Origin of the sequence: Streptococcus australis (assembly GCF_003943615.1) — a bacterium.
Classification (GTDB): domain Bacteria; phylum Bacillota; class Bacilli; order Lactobacillales; family Streptococcaceae; genus Streptococcus; species Streptococcus australis_C.
Genome location: NZ_RJPZ01000007.1, coordinates 1 through 18,148, shown reverse-complemented (window position 1 = coordinate 18,148; position 18,148 = coordinate 1). Strand labels below are relative to the sequence as shown.

Below are 18,148 nucleotides of genomic sequence, written 5' to 3'. Positions count from 1 at the left end.
CACTCATCAATCGATGAGTGCCTTATTTGATTAATGTCTGAAGTGACGAACACCTGTAAAGATCATGGTTAAACCGTATTTATCAGCTGCTTCGATAGATTCTTGGTCACGGACAGAACCTCCCGGTTGGATGATGGCCTTGATACCTGCTTTGGCAATTTCTTCTACGTTATCCGCAAATGGGAAGAAGGCATCGGAAGCAAGAACAGCACCATCAAGACGGTCTTTCGCTTGGTCAATGGCAATTCGGACGGAAGCCACACGATTGGTTTGACCAGGACCGACACCAAGTGTCATGTGGTCGTTGGTCACGATGATACCGTTTGATTTGACATACTTGATAGCCTTCCAAGCGAACTCGAGAGCAGTCGCTTCTGTCTCCGTTGGCTGGCGTTTGGTTACCACTTGCCAGTCAGCTGGACTTTCTTTGACCACGTCTTGGTTTTGCACGAGTAGTCCACCGACAACACCTGTGTACTCTGCTTCCACTTCACTAGCATCCTGAGCATCAAATGGCAAGGCAAGGATCCGCAAATTTTTCTTTTTGTTGGTCAAAATGGCTAGCGCTTCATCCGTATAGCTTGGCGCGATGATGATTTCAAGGAAAACACCATGCATCTTCTCAGCTGTCGCTTCATCTACCTCACGGTTGAGAACAACAATCCCACCAAAGATAGAAACCGGGTCAGACTGATAAGCGTAGTCCCATGCGGTCTCGATGTCGTCAGCTTGACCAATCCCACATGGGTTCATATGTTTGAGAGCCACAACGGTTGGACGGTCTTTGAAATCACGGATGATCCGAATCGCCGCATCCGCATCGCGGATATTGTTGAAGGACAATTCTTTCCCGTTGAGCTGTTTAGCGGATGCAATCGAGTAGTCTGTCGGCAAAGCTTTTTGGTAGAAATCAGCGTCTTGTTGAGGGTTTTCGCCGTAACGCATGACTTGTTTAAGGTCATAAGTTAAAGTGAGTTTTTCAGGTTTTGTTTCACCCACTTGAGCTGTAAAGTATTCTGCAATCAAGGCATCATAAGCTGCTGTGTGACGGAAAACTTTTGCTGCCAAACGTTGGCGAGTTTCATAAGTAGTTTCGCCCTTGGCTGCCAATTCGTCCAAAACCACAGCATAGTCAGCAGGGTCTACCACAACTGTCACGCTAGCGTGGTTCTTAGCTGCTGAACGAAGCATGGATGGCCCACCGATATCGATGTTTTCAACCGCATCCGCATAGGTCACATCTGGTTTGAGAATAGTCTCCTTGAATGGGTAGAGGTTTACCACAACAAGGTCGATCAATTCAATCTTATTGTCCTTGGCTGCTTGAATGTGGCTATCCAAGTCACGACGAGCGAGAATCCCGCCGTGGATATTTGGATGGAGAGTCTTCACACGACCGTCCATCATCTCTGGGAAACCAGTCACATCATCGATGGCAATAGTGTCTACCCCAGCATTGTCAAGGGCAACCTTGGTACCACCTGTTGAGATAATGTCCCAACCGAGTTTTTTGAGTTCTTGGGCAAATTCAACGATGCCCGCTTTATCTGAGACACTAATTAGTGCGCGTTTAGTCATTTTATTTTCCTTTTTAAAGTTCTTTCTCTGCTACAGTCGAAAATTTTCGTTCCGCTCTAACACTTCCTCATTTTCTCGCTACTCCTAAACTATCCAAGACTTCTGGATAGAGCTTGTACTCTGTTTCGTGGATGCGGGTTTCGAAAGTGTCAAGGGTATCATCTGCTAGGCGTGGCACACGAACCTGTTTGATGACCTGACCTGTATCAACACCAGAATCCACCCAGTGAATCGTCACGCCAGACTGGTCGACACCTGCATTCCAAGCATCCTCAATGCCATGAGCACCTGGAAATTCTGGCAAGTAAGCTGGATGAATGTTAATAATACGACCCTCGTAAGCAGCGAGCAAAGTCGGACCAACGATTTTCATGTAGCCGGCCAGACAGACTAGGTCAATCTGGTGCTCATTCAAAAGCTCGACAATGGCAGCTTCGTAGTCTGCCTTGCTCTCAAACTCCTTGAGTTCAAAAGCGTAGCTTAAAATCCCAAGCTTTTCTGCTCGCTCCAGTACGTAGGCATCCCGATGATCTGAAAAGACAAACTCTACTGGAAATTGTTCCGCAATCACCTGGAAGTTTGAGCCGTTGCCAGAGGCAAAAACAGCAATCCTTTTAGCCATTATTTAATCACCACACTAGCATCTGTCTTCTTCACAATTCGACCGATTTCATACACAGGTTCGTCAAGAAGTTCTTTGACACGTTCCACATGTTCTGGTTTCACCGCAAGCATAAGTCCAATCCCCATGTTGAAGATTTCAAACATTTCTTCATGTTTGATGTCACCATATTTTTCAAGGGCTTTGAAAATTGGAAGAACTGGGACCTTGCTTTCATCAATTTCAGCAGCCAAGTCATCTGAGAACATCCGTGGGACATTTTCGATGAAACCACCACCTGTGATATGGGCAATCCCGTTGACCAATTCTTCTTTGATGAGTGGCAAAACAGCTTTGACATAGATACGAGTTGGCTCCAAAAGAACGTCTTTGAGTTTTTTGCCATCCAATTCTGGTAAGATTTCTTCCCCTGTGTAATCCGCAAAGACACGACGCACCAGAGAGTAACCATTTGAGTGGATACCGCTTGAAGCGAGACCAAGAAGGACATCACCTGCAGCTACTTTTGAACCATCGATGATTTGGCTTTTTTCAGCAACACCGACTGCAAAACCAGCCAAGTCATAGTCGTCTTCACCGTACATACCAGGCATTTCAGCCGTTTCCCCACCGATAAGGGCTGCACCAGCTTGCACACACCCTTCGGCCACACCAGCAACCACTTGTTCTAGCTTAGCTGGTTCATTCTTCCCAGTCGCTACATAATCGAGGAAGTAGAGTGGCTCTGCACCTGCAGCGATGATGTCGTTGACACACATGGCCACACAGTCTTGACCGATGGTATCGTGCTTGTCGTACTTGATAGCCAGCATGAGTTTGGTACCGACACCGTCAGTTCCTGAAATTAGAACAGGCTCTTTGACACCCGTTTTTGAAAGGTCAAACATGCCACCGAAACCACCTAGAGCTCCCATGACACCTGCACGCTCTGTACGTGCCACGTGTTTTTTGATCCGTTCAACAACTTCATAACCTGCTTCAACGTCTACACCAGACTGGGCGTATGCATTCTTATTTGTCATTTGTTTATTCCTTTTTCCGTTTCTAGATCCTACTGTGAATGGACAGATTCACTTTCAAAAATTCCTAATAAAAGGATGTCTGCTCATTCAAGCTTTCCAAATAGCGTTCTTCGTAGTCATACAAAGGGGTTGGATATTTCCCATCGAAGTAAGCCACACAAAGGCCACCGTTTGGTGCATCGGTATCAATCCCTATAGAATCAATCAAGCCCTCAACAGATAAATAAGTCAAACTATCCGCACCGATAATCTCACAAGTTTCCTCTACTGTATGATTGGCTGCAATCAGCTCTTCACGGCTCTGAATATCAATTCCGTAGAAACATGGATAAGCCAAAGCTGGGCTGGCAATTGCCACATGGACTTCTGTAGCCCCTGCTTCTTTCAACAATTTCACAATCCGACGAGAGGTGGTTCCACGCACGATAGAGTCATCAATCATGACAACTCGTTTGCCTTTCACGACACCAGATACAGCAGAGAGCTTCATTCGCACCCCTTGTTCCCGCAATTCCTGAGTCGGTTGAATAAAGGTCCGTTGGACATACTGATTCTTGATCAAGCCCATTTCATTTGGTAAACCAGATTCTTCCGCAAAGCCCATAGCAGCACTGAGAGAGGAGTTGGGAACCCCCACTACAATATCTGCTTGGTTCTTAAATTCTCGTGCCAACTGTGCTCCCATCCGCTTGCGAGCCGTATGGACATTAACCCCTTGGATATTGGAATCAGGACGGGCAAAATAGATATACTCCATGGAACAAATCGCCAGTTGGGTATCATCCGTATAACGATCATAGGTAATGCCATTTTCATCAAAGATAACTAGCTCGCCAGGATGCACATCTCGAATCCATTCTGCTCCAATAACCTCAAAAGCACAGGTTTCAGAAGAAACAACCAAGGCTCCATTAGACATTTTTCCGATGGATAGAGGACGGAAACCATTTGGGTCCAGAGCTGCGATTAGCTTATCTTCAAACAGCATCAGATAAGCAAAACCACCTTTGACCGTATTGAGTGCTTCCTTGATTTTTCCCATAAAGGAAGGGTTGTGGCTCCGACGAATCAAGTGAGCTAAAATTTCTGAGTCAGAGGTTGAGCTAAAGATGGCTCCATTTTTTTCTAATTCAGATTTGAGCGATTGGGCATTGGTCAAATTTCCATTATGGGCCAGACCAAATTGGGTATCTTGAAAGCGGAAGAGGAAGGGTTGGATGTTATCCACCGAAGCTTCCCCTGCTGTCGCATAGCGAACATGCCCAATAGCAGAACTTCCTGTCAATTTTTCCAGATTTAAAGGATTTCGAAAGACTTCTGAAAGCAGACCGGTATCCCGATGGCGTCTCAAGGTTCCTTGATCATTGGCCAGGATTCCTGCCCCCTCTTGTCCCCGGTGTTGGAGACTGTGAAGGCCAAAATAGGTGAGTTTCGCAGCGTCTGGATGTCCCCAAATCCCAAATACTCCACACTCTTCATTAAGAGATTTTACTTCGTATGTCATGTTGTATACCTTTTATTTTCCAGTAAAATATTGAACCGCTGATGCAAAGAGATGCTGGTCTTTATTTCCTGGAATATTTTGGAAGAGACCGTCTTCGAAACGTTCTGAGTGTCCCATCTTCCCAATGATTTGACCGTTCTTGCTAGTGATTCCTTCAATCGCATGGACAGAACCATTTGGATTGTATTTAGAATCCATGCTAGGTTTTCCTTCGAAGTCAACGTATTGGCTAAAAATTTGACCATTGTCACGAAGCTCTGCAAATTCCTCAGCTGTCACGACAAACTTCCCTTCACCGTGTGATACTGGGATAGCATGGATGTCACCAACTTCCACGCCAGCAAGCCATGGTGAGTTCGTGTTTGCAATCCGTGTTTCCACCATCTTCGCCACGTGTTGGTTGGCATCGTTGTAGAAAAGGGTTGGACTGGTACTGCTTGCATCTTCAAAGTTACCGTATGGAAGGAGACCTGATTTAACAAGGGCTTGGAATCCATTACAGATACCGATGATCAAACCACCACGTTCGATGAAGCTATCAATAGCAGCACGCACTTTTTCATTGAGCAAGATGTTGACGATAAATTTAGCAGATCCATCTGGTTCATCCGCTGCTGAGAAGCCACCCGCAAAGAAGATAATGTTGGCTTTTTCGATATTGTCAACCATGGTGTCAACCGACTTGACAATCGCTTCTTCATTCAGTGTTACAAATGGTACCAAGTTGACTTTGGCACCTTCTTTTTCAAAGGCCTTAGCGGAGTCGTATTCCGAGTTGGTCCCTGGAAATACTGGAATGTAAACCACTGGTGTCTCCACTGTTTCTTTAGCTTTGATCACAGGATTTGATGCAATAGCAGGTACTTCTTCCAGTTCAGTAGCCTGTTCAAACTCAGTAGGGTAAACTTCTTCCAATTTACCTTGGAAGGCACTGTCAAGCTGGTGTCCATCAAGCGTTACACCGTTGACAAGCAGTGTAAAGTCTGCAACTGTTTGTCCAATCTTCTCAACACCTGCAATTTCTTCAGGAGATGTGAAGACAAATCCGCCTAATTGAGCTGTCAAGCTGGTGTCAAGATCAGCTAATTGAACAGTGGCACCAATATGGTTCCCAAAGCTTGCAAGGGCAAGAGCTTCAAGGACACCACCATATTTGACAGCTGATGCTGCTGTCACTTTGTGAGCCTTTTGAATGGCTTCAAATTGAGCAAAGTTAGACTTGATGAGATCAAAGTCAATCTCTTGGGTTAAAGCTTGACCTGGGATGTAGTAGATATGTTCACCAGCAGCCTTAAATTCTGGAGAAAGAACCTTACGGCTGTCTGCAGTTGTCACCCCAAAAGCAACCAAGGTTGGTGGTACTGTCAATTCTTCAAAGGTACCTGACATAGAGTCCTTACCACCAATAGATGGCAAACCAAGTTGAATCTGAGCTTCAATAGATCCAAGAAGAGCAGCTACTGGTTGACCAAAACGCTCTGCTTGTTTATCCATCCGCTCGAAGTACTCTTGGTAAGAGAAACGAGCCTTAGACCAGTTTGCACCAGCAGCAACCAAACGAGCAGTTGCTTCGATGACCGCATATGCAGCTCCATGATATGGAGACCATTCTGCGATGTATGGGTTAAATCCTTGTGCCATAACAGACGCAGTATGAGTCACGCCATGTTGGACTGGCAATTTCTGAACAGAAGCTTCCGTTGGTGTGATTTGGTAGCGACCACCAAGTGGGTGATTGACTGTTGAACGACCAACTGAGCTATCAAAGATAGTTTGCAATCCTTTTTGACTAGCATGGTTCAGGTCAGCCAAGACTTCAAGAGTGTCTGCTTCAAGGGTTTCAGCAGATGTTTGGCGTTCTTCTGGAAGCTTGACATCCTTGTCAACCACCTTGGCATCGACAACTACCCGTACTCCGTTTGTATCAAGGAAACGACGTTCCAAATCAACGATGGTTTGGCCATTCCAGTGCATAACCAAATTTGGTTTTTCCGTCACAGTTGCAACGACAACTGCATCAATATTTTCTTTGTTACATTCAGAAACGAAGGCCTCTACGTCTTCTGGACGAACCACTACAGCCATCCGTTCTTGAGATTCAGAAATGGCAATTTCGGTTCCGTTCAAACCTTGGTATTTCAATGGCACTTTGTCTAGATCAATTTCAAGACCATCTGCCAATTCACCGATAGCCACACAGACACCACCAGCTCCAAAGTCATTTGATTTCTTGATCAGACGGGTCACATCCCCATTACGGAAAAGACGTTGAATCTTCCGTTCTTCGATAGCATTCCCTTTTTGAACCTCAGCACCAGCAGTTTCAACCGATTCAACCGTTTGAACTTTAGAAGAACCTGTCGCACCACCGACACCATCACGTCCAGTCTTCCCACCGAGCAAGATAATCACATCACCTGCTTCAGGTTTTTCACGAACTACATTTTCCTTAGGAGCTGCACCGACAACGGCACCTAGTTCCATACGCTTGGCAACGAAACCTGGGTGGAAGTATTCACGAACATAAGTTGTTGCAAGACCAATTTGGTTCCCGTATGAAGAATAACCATGAGCTGCTGTTTTAGAAATCACTTGTTGTGGCAATTTCCCAGCACGCGTTTCGGAAATCGGCGCTGTAATATCACCAGCACCTGAAATACGCATGGCTTGGTAAACGTAGGAACGACCTGACAAGGGGTCACGAATGGCACCGCCGATACAAGTAGCTGCCCCACCAAATGGTTCAATCTCCGTTGGGTGGTTGTGGGTTTCGTTTTTGAACATGAGGAGCCATGGTTCTTTGACACCATTGACATCCACTTCAATTTCAACTGAGCAGGCATTGATTTCATCAGACACTTCCATGTCATCCAAACGACCATTGGCACGCTCATAACGACCAAAAATAGTCGCCATATCCATCAAGGTTTGAGGTTTTTCCGTACGTCCCAACTCATCACGCATGGCAATGTATTTGTCATAAGTCGCTTGCAATTGTTTTTGGAATTTAGAAGCTGAGAAGTCGATGTTTTTCAACTCAGTCTCGAACGTTGTGTGACGGCAGTGGTCAGACCAGTAAGTATCCAAAACCTTAAGCTCCGTCTCCGTTGGAACCCGTCCAATTGACTTGAAATAGTCTTGGATGAAGAGCAGGTCGTCCACTTCCATGGCCAATCCTTGCTCTGCCTTATATTGAGCAAATTCTTCTGCCGTATAAGTTTCAAAGAAATCCAAGTTTGGAATGGTCTTATCAGACTCAGAGAAATCCTGCTTCGCAATGCCAACAGTGATATCTTTGAAACGAGAGTCCACTGGGTTCAAGAGGTAGTTCTTGACAGCTTCCAATTCATTCGCAGCAATGTCCTTGTTAACCAAGTACAATTGAGCAGTATTAACCGTTACATCACTTGAGCTACCAAGCAAAAGTAAAGCTTCTTGTGAAGATGCTGCACGTTGGTCAAATTGACCAGGCAAGCTTTCGATAGCAAAGAAAGCGACCTTCTCAAGATCAGCCTTGATCGTAGCTTCATCCAAAACAGTATCGGTCACTTGCTCAGAGAAGATGTGTTTTTCCGCACGCGCAAACAAATCTTCTGCCAAATTAAAGACATCGTAAACCTGCACAATCCGAAGATCCTTCAAGGTTTTCAACTGAAGATTATGCTGTAATTCTTTTACTAAAGAGTCAGATTTCACACGAAAATCAGCTTTTTTCTCAACGAAAATACGTTTATCCATTTTACTTCCTTTATTTCTATTCAAATAGGTTATTGAAGACGAAGATAATATTACTTCAAGCCCTGCAATTTCTCCAAGACAACCTGATAAACATCTGTCAAACTTCCCAAATCCCTACGGAAAACATCCTTGTCCATATGGTGCCCTTCCGCATCCCAAAGACGGCAGTTGTCTGGTGAAAATTCATCGGCCAAGATAATCTTGCCATCCTTATCAAAACCAAATTCCAATTTGAAGTCAATCAAACGCAGACCAATTTGTGCAAACCAATCTTTCAGCAATTCATTGATACGGCGTGTTTCTTCCTTGATATAAGCAATTTGCTCATCATTGGCAATGTCCAAGAACTTCACATGCTCATCATTGATAAATGGATCATCCAACTCATCGTTCTTATAGTAAAATTCAACGATTGGAGTTTCCAAGTCCAACCCTTCTTCCACGCCAAACCGTTTGGAGAAAGAACCCGCAGTCACGTTACGAAGAACAACTTCTAAAGGAATGATGCTCACTTTCTTGTTGAGTTGTTCGGTGTCAGAAATACGCTCGATAAAGTGTGTCGCTACACCTGCAGCATTCAATTTTTCAAAAATAAGAGACGAAATCTGATTATTCAGCACACCTTTCCCCTCAATGGTCTCTTTGCGAGCTCCATTCAGCATAGTGGCCTGGTCCTTATAAACGGACTTAATCACATGTTCGTCTTCTGTACTATAAATATCTTTTGCTTTCCCCGTATAAATTAATTGATCGGACATCTTCTTGTTCGCCTTTCATCTTTTATCCCTTACAGTGTATCACAGAGAGGTTGTTTTTTCAAGTTAAATCCGTATCTTGTTCGTTTGTAACACAAAAATAATAAGAGATTGAATCAAAAAGATTCAACCTCTTATTTTTAGATCCTTATTCTTCCGTAAAAACCGAACTTTATTTGCTTGTTTTCTTCAAAACGTAGTCTACCATATCTCCCACGGTTGCCATAGCATCAATGTCTTTGTCTGGGATATCAATTTGGTAGGCTTCTTCCAAATAAATAATGTATTCCATTAGATCAACAGAATCCACTTCTAAGTCCTTTCGTAAATCCAAATCCAAAGAAACCTCATACTCAGATCCTTTATGATCTTTGATCAACCCTTCAACTAGTTTAAAAATTTCTTGACGACGACTCATTTCTCTTCCTCCAATTCTGATAATTCAACCACAGACTTACGAATCACATCTGTTTCTAACATGGTCCGGATCTGGCGAATCGTGCTATAGACTGCCTTGGCATCACTAGAACCATGGGTTTTTACGACAGGGGCTTGCAAGCCAAACAAGACCGCACCTCCAACATCTGAATAATCCAACGTCTTTTTCAAACCTCGTAAATCATTCTTCAAGAGGAAGGCACCAATCTTAGCCTTCAAGCCACCACCACTCAGGACTGTTTTCAACTGTTTAAAGAGCCCCAAAGCAGTACCTTCCATGGTCTTAAGGACAGCATTTCCTGTAAATCCATCTGTAACAATAACATCAGCAACTCCATCCATCAAGTCACGGGCTTCCACATTTCCTACAAAATTGAGAGAAGGATCCGCTGCTAACAATTGATAGGTCTCCTTGCGGAGGGGATCTCCCTTGCTTTCCTCAGTTCCGTTATTTAAGAGACCGATACGAGGTCGCTTAATTCCACGAACATTCTCTGCATAATAGGCTCCCATAATCGCATATTGGTGCAAATGTGTTGGTGTATTTTCAGCATTTGCCCCCAGATCCAGCATATCATAACCCTTCCCATCAAGGGTAGGAAGAGTCGACATCAAGCCTGGACGATCAATAACCTTGATCCGACCGACGATAAAGTAACCAGAGGCCAAAAGCGCTCCTGTATTTCCCGCAGAAAGCATGGCATCCGCTTCCCCATTCTTAACCGCATGCGCTGCTAAGACCATGCTGGCTTGCTTTTTCCGACGAATGGCACGAGTAGGCTCATCATCTGAATTGATTTTCTCATCTGTATGGACGATGGATACCCGCTCAGTTGCTGTCAAGTATTGCTTAATTTTAGCCTCATCTCCGTACAAAATGACTTCGATATCCTTAAATTCGTGTATAGCTTGATTGACCCCTTCTACTAGGGCCTGTGGAGCATGATCTCCACCCATTGCATCGACTGCAATTTTTTTCATTTCTTACCTCCAGACTGATCTTTTAAGATCTCTCCCCAGCTTCCCAGGGAATCAATAAATTTCTTAGCTTTGAGATGAATACCTACATACTCATCATAGAGTTGGTCTAGACACTTTCTCAACTCTTTCTTCATCGCATCATGGATGGAAATCGTCTCTAACTCACTAAATTTTACAGCTTGAAAACGATCCAACAAATAGAGGGCATTTGGATCCCAGTGAGCTCGTCTTTCGTCCCGATCATAATGATCTGGGCAAAGGACACCGCCCAATCGGAATGAAAAATCAAAAGGCAACCCTACTCTATGACAGACACAACACTCATGGACGTTTAAGGCGACACCAAATCGGGATAAAATCTGCATTTCAAAAATATTGGTCAAGATTTCGTAATCCAAGCCCCGATCCATCAATTGCAAGGTCTGCTCTAAAAAAGCAAATAAGGCTGGATCAGGTTGACGGTCCTGGATACTAGCATCTGCCAAAGCCAGTATATAGGTTGCGTAGGAAAGACGAAAAAGATCTTGATTAATCCCTTGGAAACTTTGGACCTCATGAATATCTTCGATATAGCTGAGTCCGTCATCATTGATTTTCAGATACATATCCGCTAAGGTCAAGGGTTGGATCATAGCATTCAACCGAGAACGATTGGCATGTTTCACGAAAAACATCAACTTACCAGCTTGCTCCGTAAAGATTTTAACCAGCTTATCGTCCTCCCGATAATCCCGATGGTAGAGGACAATGCCACGACTCTCAATGCTCTCCAGCATGTTCTTTCATAAACTCCTTCAACCGATTCATCGCTTCTTGGATCACTTCCATACTTGCTGCATAAGACAAGCGTACATAACCTTCGCCATATGGGCCAAAAGCCATTCCTGGAATAAAGGCAACGGCCTTTTCTTGGGCTAGGAGCTTCAAAAAATCGAACGAATCTTGATGATACCCTTGTGGGATCTTAGCAAAGATATAGAAGGCCCCATCTGGGCGGATGATGTCAAATCCCATGGCAGACATTTCTTTGATGATATAATCTCGACGCTCTATGTATTCCCGTTTCATCGGCTCTGCATCATCTTTTCCAACCGTTAAGGCTTCAATGGCTGCATACTGGTTCATGGTCCCCGCTGCAGTCACCAAGTACTGATGACTCTTGATTAATTGAGCTATCAACGGAGCCGGAGCAAAGATAAAACCGAGTCTCCAGCCTGTCATAGCATGAGACTTAGATAAGCCATTGATAATAATGGATTGGTCCCGTAGATAGGATCCCAAGGAAACGTGAGGCTGACCTGTGTAGGTTAATTCTGAATAAACCTCATCACAAACGACAAAAACTTCATATTTCTTCAAGACTCTAGCCAAATCCTGCATCTGCTCCTTAGAGTAGGTGACACCTGTTGGATTAGCTGGATAGTTGAGAATAATCGCCTTAACGCGATCCCCTTGCTCTTCTAAGGCCTTTTCTAAAGCCTCTGGGCTAAGAACAAAGCGATTATCAGTGGTATCGATTTCGACGACACTAGCCCCCATCAGTTTAACAATGGGTTCGTAACCAGGATAAGCAGGTGCTGGTAATAATACCACATCTCCAGGTTCCAATATAGCGGTCAAGGTAGCAGAAAGAGCCTCCGTTGCTCCAATTGTGACCAAAATTTCATCCTCTGGTCGATACTGTAGGTTATATTTTTCAGCTACAAACTGGCTAGCAGCTTCTCGTAGAGCTAATAAGCCACTCATACCCGTATAATGACTTTGATTAGCGTCAATAGCTGCTTTTGCCGCTTCCTTTACATGATCTGGTGTCGTAAAATCTGGCTCACCCAAGGTCAATCGTAAGACACCTGGAATAGAAGAAATGGCTTGGTCAAACTGACGAATCAAGGAAATCTCGATTCGATTCAAATTTTGATTAAACCGTTTTGTTAAATCCATAGCCACCTCCAAAAAAAAGTTCTATCACCATTATACTATAAATAGAAAGCCATCGCAAAAAAGGGGCTAGTCCCAACTAAAATGATACAATAATGACCTTTCTCATCAAAATCAAAAAAAGGACTTAGCACATGCTAAATCCTCTCATTGAATAAATTTTACCAAATCCTTTTTATTATTGACCACGTGTTGCCACATAATTCAATTGGTCACCATGTTTCGCCAAGAAATCCTTCATTTCTGAATCTGGAATTTGACGAAGGTAGAGATTGGAACGGATAGTTTCATCTTCTTCACGACAAGTAGACAAGACTAGGTATTTATCAGAAGCTTTGATTTTGATATTTGGATTCTTTGTCCGCGCTCCTTCATAGTTATGCTTCAATTGGGTAGTGAAATCTTCATCATCCTTAAAGCTTGTACGGTAGAAAGCAGTCGTTTCAGGAACAATGACCAAGCACATTGCTTCATAATAATACTTACGCTCAGGTGTTTCAATAACTACATAAGGATGTTGGTCAAAGTACTCTTGGTTATCATAGAAGTTAACATCGTTAAACATCCGATGATCTGCAACCTTGCTCCCACGAGCATGACCGAATAACCAAGTCAACCGATCGCTAAAATCTTTTTTGTTATCCGTATCCATGAAAACCGTACCTAAATACGGTTGATAGCCACCATCAAAAGTTTTATCCAAGTAAGTAGCATTATCACCTGTTTGAACTACTGGCTCATCTAACTCCGTACCAGGAGCATAAACATAGGCAATCGTCTCTGGATTAACTGCAGTAAATTGAGCAAAACGATTTGCTAGGTAATCTTTCTCCTCTTGACTAGGGGTATATTTTACCTCTTGTTTAGAACTAGTCGAACCGCTTGTCGATTTCGCAGTTTCCTGATGTGTCGATGTGGATTTTTGTTTACCAAATGGATTAAAGAAAATAAACCCAAGAACAAGTGCTACAACGGCTACTAAGGCAAAAAGAATTCCCAATCCCTTTCCTTTGGAAGTCGTCTGTTTCTCTGCTCGTTTCATAAATTAGAATTCTCCTAATAAGTATTCGATTTTTTCTAAAAAATACACTGAGCCCAAGGACCCAGTGTATTTTTATGAGCTAATTAATAATTAAATTATTTAACTGCGCTTGTTTTTGGAAGAGTTTTTTGTCCTGCTGCTGCTGGAGCTTTAGCGTCTTCTTTTTTAGCTTCTTTTTTAGCATCTTTAGCTGAACCTTCAACTACGAATTCACCTGGTTTACCTGGTACAGGTACAAGTTTTTCGCCATTTTCATTGAATTTAGCTTCAGTTGATTCAGCATCAACATTGTTAAGACCGTCTTTAGCTGCTTGAGTAAGACCACCTTCGTTATCAGTGAAGAATTGCTCTCCTTTAACAACTTCTTGGTTATCAAGACTTCCTGTGTGAACATGGCCGTCGTTAGCGAAAACTGGTGCTGCTGCTGCAAATACTGCAAGTGCTGCTACTGATGATAATAAAACTTTTTTCATTGTTTTATCTCCTTTTTTCATTTTAAAAATATTTCGTTACTTCGTAACTAGTTTAAGTATACTACTATATCATATATCTGTCAACAAATTTTTTAGCTAATTTTAAAATTTTTTTAATTTTTTTTAGGAAACAAACTATTTGATTTTCTAAGGCATTTTCCTTACTCTATTTGATTGCACCACTTTTTGGCAAGGTCTTTTTGGGGAGACAAGGATCCAATCTATCCTCATTTTTTTGTGCTTCTTTCAGCAACTCCTCCCTCTGATTATTGATCTTACTTTCTTTTTTTAACCAGTTGAAAAACATATTTTTCCTTTCTAAAAAAAGAGGCTTTCTACAACCTCTTTTTTACATTTTAAGATTTTTTCGCATTTCCAATTTCAAATAGAGGAGACAGAGGACGTTTTTCATGGATACGGATAATCGCTTCTGCCAATAGTTTTGCGATAGAGATTTGTTCAATTTTATCAATTAAGCGTTCTTCAGGTAGGTAAATGGTATCCAATACTACCAACTTCTTAATGGCTGATTTCTGAATATTGTCCATAGCTGGGCCAGACAATACCGGATGCGTACAGCTAGCATAGACTTCTACTGCTCCTGCTTCATCAAGTGCATCTGCAGCGTGGCAAATTGTTCCCGCAGTATCGATCATATCGTCAATCAGGATACAAGTTTTCCCTTCAACGTTCCCAATGATGTTCATGACTTCACTGGTGTTCATCTTATCAACACTCCGACGTTTATCAATGATGGCAATCGGTGTTTTCAAAAATTCGGCTAGCTTACGAGCACGAGTCACACCACCGTGGTCCGGACTTACTACCACATAGTCAGAACCAACCATACCACGACGTTCAAAGTAGTCTGCAATCAATGGAGCCCCCATCAAATGATCCACCGGAATATCAAAGAACCCTTGAATCTGAGCTGCATGTAAATCAATTGTTAAAAGACGATCAACACCAGCAATCTCTAACATATTGGCAACTAATTTGGATGTAATCGGCTCACGAGCACGAGCTTTACGGTCTTGACGAGCATACCCATAATAGGGCATCACTACATTAATGGTTTGAGCACTGGCACGTTTTAAAGCGTCTACCATGATCAAAATTTCCATTAAATTATCATTTACAGGAGAGCTCGTAGACTGAAGAATATAAACCTCTTTACCACGAATAGACTCCTCAATATTGACCTGGATTTCCCCATCTGAAAATTGACGTACGGTCGACTTACCAAGTGGCAATCCCATCTCCTTAGAGACACGTTCAGCCAAATCTTGGTTAGAAGATAAAGCGAACAGCATTAAATCCGAAAACGACATGATTTCCTCCACATAAATTTAACCACAATGTACGAATTGTACAAATCTTCTCCTTACCCATTGTAACCCTTTTTACATGATTTTTCAATCCATAATCCACCAAAAATTAAAATAGTAACTATAATAAAAAACACCCACTAAAAGCGGGTGTTTCAAATTCTTAGTTTGGATAGATATAAGTAACTGTTCCTTGTGCATTAACTGGGTTAAACCATCCACGGTAGTTCCCAATGCTACGGATACCTAAGTAGTTAGATTCAGATACTTGGATACTTGTAGTTGACTGAACAGCTGTAACCACTGCTACGTGTCCATATCCACCGTCATTCCAACAAGCAATAGCGCCGACTTGTGGTTGGCTACCAGTACGGAATCCAGCTGCTGCAGCACTTGCAGCCCACTGCGCTCCATTACCCCAGTAATCACCAGCCCAAGGAGCCAATACTTTCGCACCCCAAGTACATTCACCTACTGGATATGAACTTGCAGAACTGCTGTATGTTGGACGACTAGTTGCTGCAGGTGTAGCAACAGTTTGAGTTTGAACTGCTGGTGCTGCAGGAGTTGAAACAGTTTGAGTTTGAACTGCTGGTGCTGCAGGAGTTGAAACAGTTGCTTGAGGTTGTGCTGCTTCAGCTGCTGGTGTTTGAGTAGCAGCTTGAACTTGTGCTTGCAAGTTCGTATTAGCAGATGCTTCTACAGCCTTACGTTGCTCTTCTTGTTGTGCGCGGTATGCTGCTTCAGCTGCTGCTGCTTCAGCTGCTGCTTTCTCTGCAGCCGCTTTTTCTGCAAGCAAAGCATTCTTTTCATTTTCTGCAGTTGATTTTTCAGCTGCCAAATTCAATTGTGCAACCTTCAACTCAGCTTCTTTAGTTGTCAATGCTTGCGAATCTTCATCTAATTTTTGTTGGTTAGCAATAACAGTGTTGATCGCTTCATTGTTTTCTTTTTGCTTAGCGTCAATTGCTTCTTTATCGCGTTTTTGCTCTTCGAGCATTTTGTTGTTGGCGCTAGCAATTTCATTCATTGCAGAAACACGTGAAATAGCTTCAGTCAAAGAACCAGAACTTACAATAGCGTTAATGTAACTTGTAGCAGTTCCTGTTGTTTGAGCACTACGTGCTTGGTTCGCCAATGATTCTTGACGAGCAACAATGTTTTTAGAGAGTTCTTCAATCTCAGCAGAGAGACGAGCAGACTCTTCATTCAAACGTTCATTCTCGGCTTTAAGAGTTTCTTGTTGTTTTTTGATTTCAGAAACTTGAGATTGAATTTGATCAACTTCTGCTTGAGCACTTTGTTCTTTTGAACTCAAATCAGCAATCTTACTATCTTGTGCTGCGATTTTATCATCAGTAGAATCAGCTCCTACAGAAATAACTGTACCTACTTGTGATAAAGCAACTGTACTAAGTAAAATAGTCGTTAATAATTTTTTCTTCATAAAATAAAAGACTCCTTCATATAAGACACTAACTAGTATAACAGAAAAAAAAAGATTTTATGTTACGCCTTTGTTACATTTTTATTTCTATTGATGTATTAAAATAACAAAAAAAGTTAGCTAGAAAGCTAACTTAATTTTATACGGAGAATGGGGGATTCGAACCCCCGCGCCGGTTACCCGACCTAACGATTTAGCAAACCGTCCTCTTCAGCCTCTTGAGTAATTCTCCTAATGGGCACGAGTGGACTCGAACCACCGACCTCACGCTTACGCGAGACGGAATCGAACCGCCGACACATGGAGCTTCAATCCATTGCTCTACCAACTGAGCTACCGAGCCAAATATTGCGGGAGCAGGATTTGAACCTACGACCTTCGGGTTATGAGCCCGACGAGCTACCGAGCTGCTCCATCCCGCGTTAATATTAAGGAGGATGTGGGATTCGAACCCACGCACGCTTTTACACGCCTGACGGTTTTCAAGACCGTTCCCTTCAGCCGGACTTGGGTAATCCTCCAGCTAATTATGGACCTTGTAGGACTTGAACCTACGACCACTCGGTTATGAGCCGAGAGCTCTAACCAGCTGAGCTAAAGGTCCGACAAGATCAATAGTATAGCGGCGAAGGGGATCGAACCCCCGACCTCCCGGGTATGAACCGGACGCTCTAGCCAGCTGAGCTACACCGCCATAAATCGGGAAGACAGGATTCGAACCTGCGACACCTTGGTCCCAAACCAAGTACTCTACCAAGCTGAGCTACTTCCCGAACTAAAGCTTATGCTTTATGCACCCTAGAGGAGTCGAACCTCTAACCGCCTGATTCGTAGTCAGGTACTCTATCCAGTTGAGCTAAGGGTGCTCGTTCTTATTCAATTCTTACATAGTCTTCCGACCATGCACCCTAGAGGAGTCGAACCTCTAACCGCCTGATTCGTAGTCAGGTACTCTATCCAGTTGAGCTAAGGGTGCTTCTTCTCCAACCTAAGTCTATGCCGAGGACCGGAATCGAACCGGTACGATCGTTACCAATCGCAGGATTTTAAGTCCTGTGCGTCTGCCAGTTCCGCCACCCCGGCCTCCTCAAGCGAACGACGGGATTCGAACCCGCGACCCCCACCTTGGCAAGGTGGTGTTCTACCACTGAACTACGTTCGCATCTGTTTCTTTATATAAAAAAATGCCGGCTACATGACTTGAACACGCGACCCTCTGATTACAAATCAGATGCTCTATGACTTGAACACGCGACCCTCTGATTACAAATCAGATGCTCTA

Annotated in this window: 14 protein-coding genes and 11 tRNA genes; all 25 read right to left on the bottom strand. The window is 43.2% G+C overall.

Annotated elements, in window-relative coordinates; genetic code table 11:
* Positions 1 to 30: 30 nt before the first annotated feature.
* Positions 31 to 1,578, bottom strand: a complete 1,548-nt coding sequence (purH, locus tag D8785_RS08160) for a bifunctional phosphoribosylaminoimidazolecarboxamide formyltransferase/IMP cyclohydrolase (protein WP_125375098.1) — start codon at positions 1,576 to 1,578, stop codon at positions 31 to 33.
* 67 nt (positions 1,579 to 1,645) lie between these two features.
* Positions 1,646 to 2,200, bottom strand: coding sequence for a phosphoribosylglycinamide formyltransferase (gene purN / locus D8785_RS08155; RefSeq protein WP_125375097.1), 555 nt, complete (start codon positions 2,198 to 2,200; stop codon positions 1,646 to 1,648).
* On the bottom strand, positions 2,200 to 3,222 hold the full coding sequence (gene purM, locus D8785_RS08150) for a phosphoribosylformylglycinamidine cyclo-ligase (protein ID WP_125375096.1): 1,023 nt from the start codon (positions 3,220 to 3,222) through the stop codon (positions 2,200 to 2,202). Before purM ends, purN begins: the two co-directional genes overlap by 1 nt.
* Before the next feature lie 64 nt (positions 3,223 to 3,286).
* A complete protein-coding gene (gene purF / locus D8785_RS08145) occupies positions 3,287 to 4,726 on the bottom strand; it encodes an amidophosphoribosyltransferase (RefSeq protein WP_117745156.1) in 1,440 nt (479 codons plus the stop codon).
* Positions 4,727 to 4,738: 12 nt separating this feature from the next.
* A complete protein-coding gene (locus tag D8785_RS08140) occupies positions 4,739 to 8,464 on the bottom strand; it encodes a phosphoribosylformylglycinamidine synthase (RefSeq protein WP_125375095.1) in 3,726 nt (1,241 codons plus the stop codon).
* 50 nt (positions 8,465 to 8,514) lie between these two features.
* Positions 8,515 to 9,222, bottom strand: coding sequence for a phosphoribosylaminoimidazolesuccinocarboxamide synthase (gene purC / locus D8785_RS08135; RefSeq protein WP_125375094.1), 708 nt, complete (start codon positions 9,220 to 9,222; stop codon positions 8,515 to 8,517).
* A gap of 169 nt (positions 9,223 to 9,391) precedes the next feature.
* Positions 9,392 to 9,637 carry a phosphopantetheine-binding protein gene (locus tag D8785_RS08130; protein ID WP_117745159.1) on the bottom strand — a complete coding sequence of 82 codons (246 nt, stop codon included), beginning with the start codon at positions 9,635 to 9,637 and terminating at the stop codon, positions 9,392 to 9,394.
* On the bottom strand, positions 9,634 to 10,638 hold the full coding sequence (plsX, locus tag D8785_RS08125; protein ID WP_125375093.1) for a phosphate acyltransferase PlsX: 1,005 nt from the start codon (positions 10,636 to 10,638) through the stop codon (positions 9,634 to 9,636). The genes D8785_RS08130 and plsX overlap by 4 nt, the downstream gene beginning before the upstream one ends.
* Positions 10,635 to 11,414 (bottom strand): DNA repair protein RecO, encoded by a 780-nt coding sequence (recO, locus tag D8785_RS08120; RefSeq protein WP_125375092.1) that lies wholly within the window; start codon positions 11,412 to 11,414, stop codon positions 10,635 to 10,637. The genes plsX and recO overlap by 4 nt, the downstream gene beginning before the upstream one ends.
* Positions 11,398 to 12,579, bottom strand: a complete 1,182-nt coding sequence (locus D8785_RS08115) for a pyridoxal phosphate-dependent aminotransferase (RefSeq protein ID WP_125375091.1) — start codon at positions 12,577 to 12,579, stop codon at positions 11,398 to 11,400. The genes recO and D8785_RS08115 overlap by 17 nt, the downstream gene beginning before the upstream one ends.
* A gap of 175 nt (positions 12,580 to 12,754) precedes the next feature.
* Positions 12,755 to 13,618, bottom strand: coding sequence for a class B sortase, LPKTxAVK-specific (srtB, locus tag D8785_RS08110; RefSeq protein ID WP_023024851.1), 864 nt, complete (start codon positions 13,616 to 13,618; stop codon positions 12,755 to 12,757).
* A 95-nt stretch (positions 13,619 to 13,713) separates the two neighbouring features.
* A complete protein-coding gene (locus tag D8785_RS08105) occupies positions 13,714 to 14,091 on the bottom strand; it encodes an LPKTxAVK-anchored surface protein (protein WP_125375090.1) in 378 nt (125 codons plus the stop codon).
* A 356-nt stretch (positions 14,092 to 14,447) separates the two neighbouring features.
* Entirely contained in the window at positions 14,448 to 15,422 is a 975-nt protein-coding gene (locus D8785_RS08095; protein ID WP_125375089.1) for a ribose-phosphate diphosphokinase, read from the bottom strand.
* A 160-nt stretch (positions 15,423 to 15,582) separates the two neighbouring features.
* Entirely contained in the window at positions 15,583 to 16,866 is a 1,284-nt protein-coding gene (gene pcsB, locus D8785_RS08090; protein ID WP_125375088.1) for a peptidoglycan hydrolase PcsB, read from the bottom strand.
* Positions 16,867 to 17,010: 144 nt separating this feature from the next.
* Positions 17,011 to 17,098, bottom strand: a tRNA-Ser gene (locus D8785_RS08085).
* 38 nt (positions 17,099 to 17,136) lie between these two features.
* Positions 17,137 to 17,210 (bottom strand) — tRNA-Phe (locus D8785_RS08080).
* A gap of 4 nt (positions 17,211 to 17,214) precedes the next feature.
* Positions 17,215 to 17,288 (bottom strand) — tRNA-Met (locus tag D8785_RS08075).
* 9 nt (positions 17,289 to 17,297) lie between these two features.
* A tRNA-Ser gene (locus tag D8785_RS08070) sits at positions 17,298 to 17,387 on the bottom strand.
* 9 nt (positions 17,388 to 17,396) lie between these two features.
* Positions 17,397 to 17,470: transfer RNA gene (locus tag D8785_RS08065), tRNA-Ile, on the bottom strand.
* 16 nt (positions 17,471 to 17,486) lie between these two features.
* A tRNA-Met gene (locus tag D8785_RS08060) sits at positions 17,487 to 17,560 on the bottom strand.
* Positions 17,561 to 17,565: 5 nt separating this feature from the next.
* Positions 17,566 to 17,639: transfer RNA gene (locus tag D8785_RS08055), tRNA-Pro, on the bottom strand.
* 19 nt (positions 17,640 to 17,658) lie between these two features.
* Positions 17,659 to 17,732, bottom strand: a tRNA-Arg gene (locus tag D8785_RS08050).
* A 36-nt stretch (positions 17,733 to 17,768) separates the two neighbouring features.
* Positions 17,769 to 17,842, bottom strand: a tRNA-Arg gene (locus D8785_RS08045).
* Positions 17,843 to 17,863: 21 nt separating this feature from the next.
* Positions 17,864 to 17,949, bottom strand: a tRNA-Leu gene (locus D8785_RS08040).
* A gap of 7 nt (positions 17,950 to 17,956) precedes the next feature.
* Positions 17,957 to 18,028, bottom strand: a tRNA-Gly gene (locus tag D8785_RS08035).
* Between the last annotated feature and the right edge of the window lie 120 nt (positions 18,029 to 18,148).

What these genes read in the sequence shown, in the direction of transcription:
- purM (WP_125375096.1), bottom strand. Translation starts at nt 3,222, where the DNA reads ATGACAAATAAGAATGCATACGCCCAGTCTGGTGTAGACGTTGAAGCA.
- pcsB (WP_125375088.1), bottom strand. Translation starts at nt 16,866, where the DNA reads ATGAAGAAAAAATTATTAACGACTATTTTACTTAGTACAGTTGCTTTA.
- purF (WP_117745156.1), bottom strand. Translation starts at nt 4,726, where the DNA reads ATGACATACGAAGTAAAATCTCTTAATGAAGAGTGTGGAGTATTTGGG.
- D8785_RS08095 (WP_125375089.1), bottom strand. Translation starts at nt 15,422, where the DNA reads ATGTCGTTTTCGGATTTAATGCTGTTCGCTTTATCTTCTAACCAAGAT.
- D8785_RS08115 (WP_125375091.1), bottom strand. Translation starts at nt 12,579, where the DNA reads ATGGATTTAACAAAACGGTTTAATCAAAATTTGAATCGAATCGAGATT.
- plsX (WP_125375093.1), bottom strand. Translation starts at nt 10,638, where the DNA reads ATGAAAAAAATTGCAGTCGATGCAATGGGTGGAGATCATGCTCCACAG.
- purC (WP_125375094.1), bottom strand. Translation starts at nt 9,222, where the DNA reads ATGTCCGATCAATTAATTTATACGGGGAAAGCAAAAGATATTTATAGT.
- recO (WP_125375092.1), bottom strand. Translation starts at nt 11,414, where the DNA reads ATGCTGGAGAGCATTGAGAGTCGTGGCATTGTCCTCTACCATCGGGAT.
- srtB (WP_023024851.1), bottom strand. Translation starts at nt 13,618, where the DNA reads ATGAAACGAGCAGAGAAACAGACGACTTCCAAAGGAAAGGGATTGGGA.
- D8785_RS08140 (WP_125375095.1), bottom strand. Translation starts at nt 8,464, where the DNA reads ATGGATAAACGTATTTTCGTTGAGAAAAAAGCTGATTTTCGTGTGAAA.
- purN (WP_125375097.1), bottom strand. Translation starts at nt 2,200, where the DNA reads ATGGCTAAAAGGATTGCTGTTTTTGCCTCTGGCAACGGCTCAAACTTC.
- purH (WP_125375098.1), bottom strand. Translation starts at nt 1,578, where the DNA reads ATGACTAAACGCGCACTAATTAGTGTCTCAGATAAAGCGGGCATCGTT.
- D8785_RS08130 (WP_117745159.1), bottom strand. Translation starts at nt 9,637, where the DNA reads ATGAGTCGTCGTCAAGAAATTTTTAAACTAGTTGAAGGGTTGATCAAA.
- D8785_RS08105 (WP_125375090.1), bottom strand. Translation starts at nt 14,091, where the DNA reads ATGAAAAAAGTTTTATTATCATCAGTAGCAGCACTTGCAGTATTTGCA.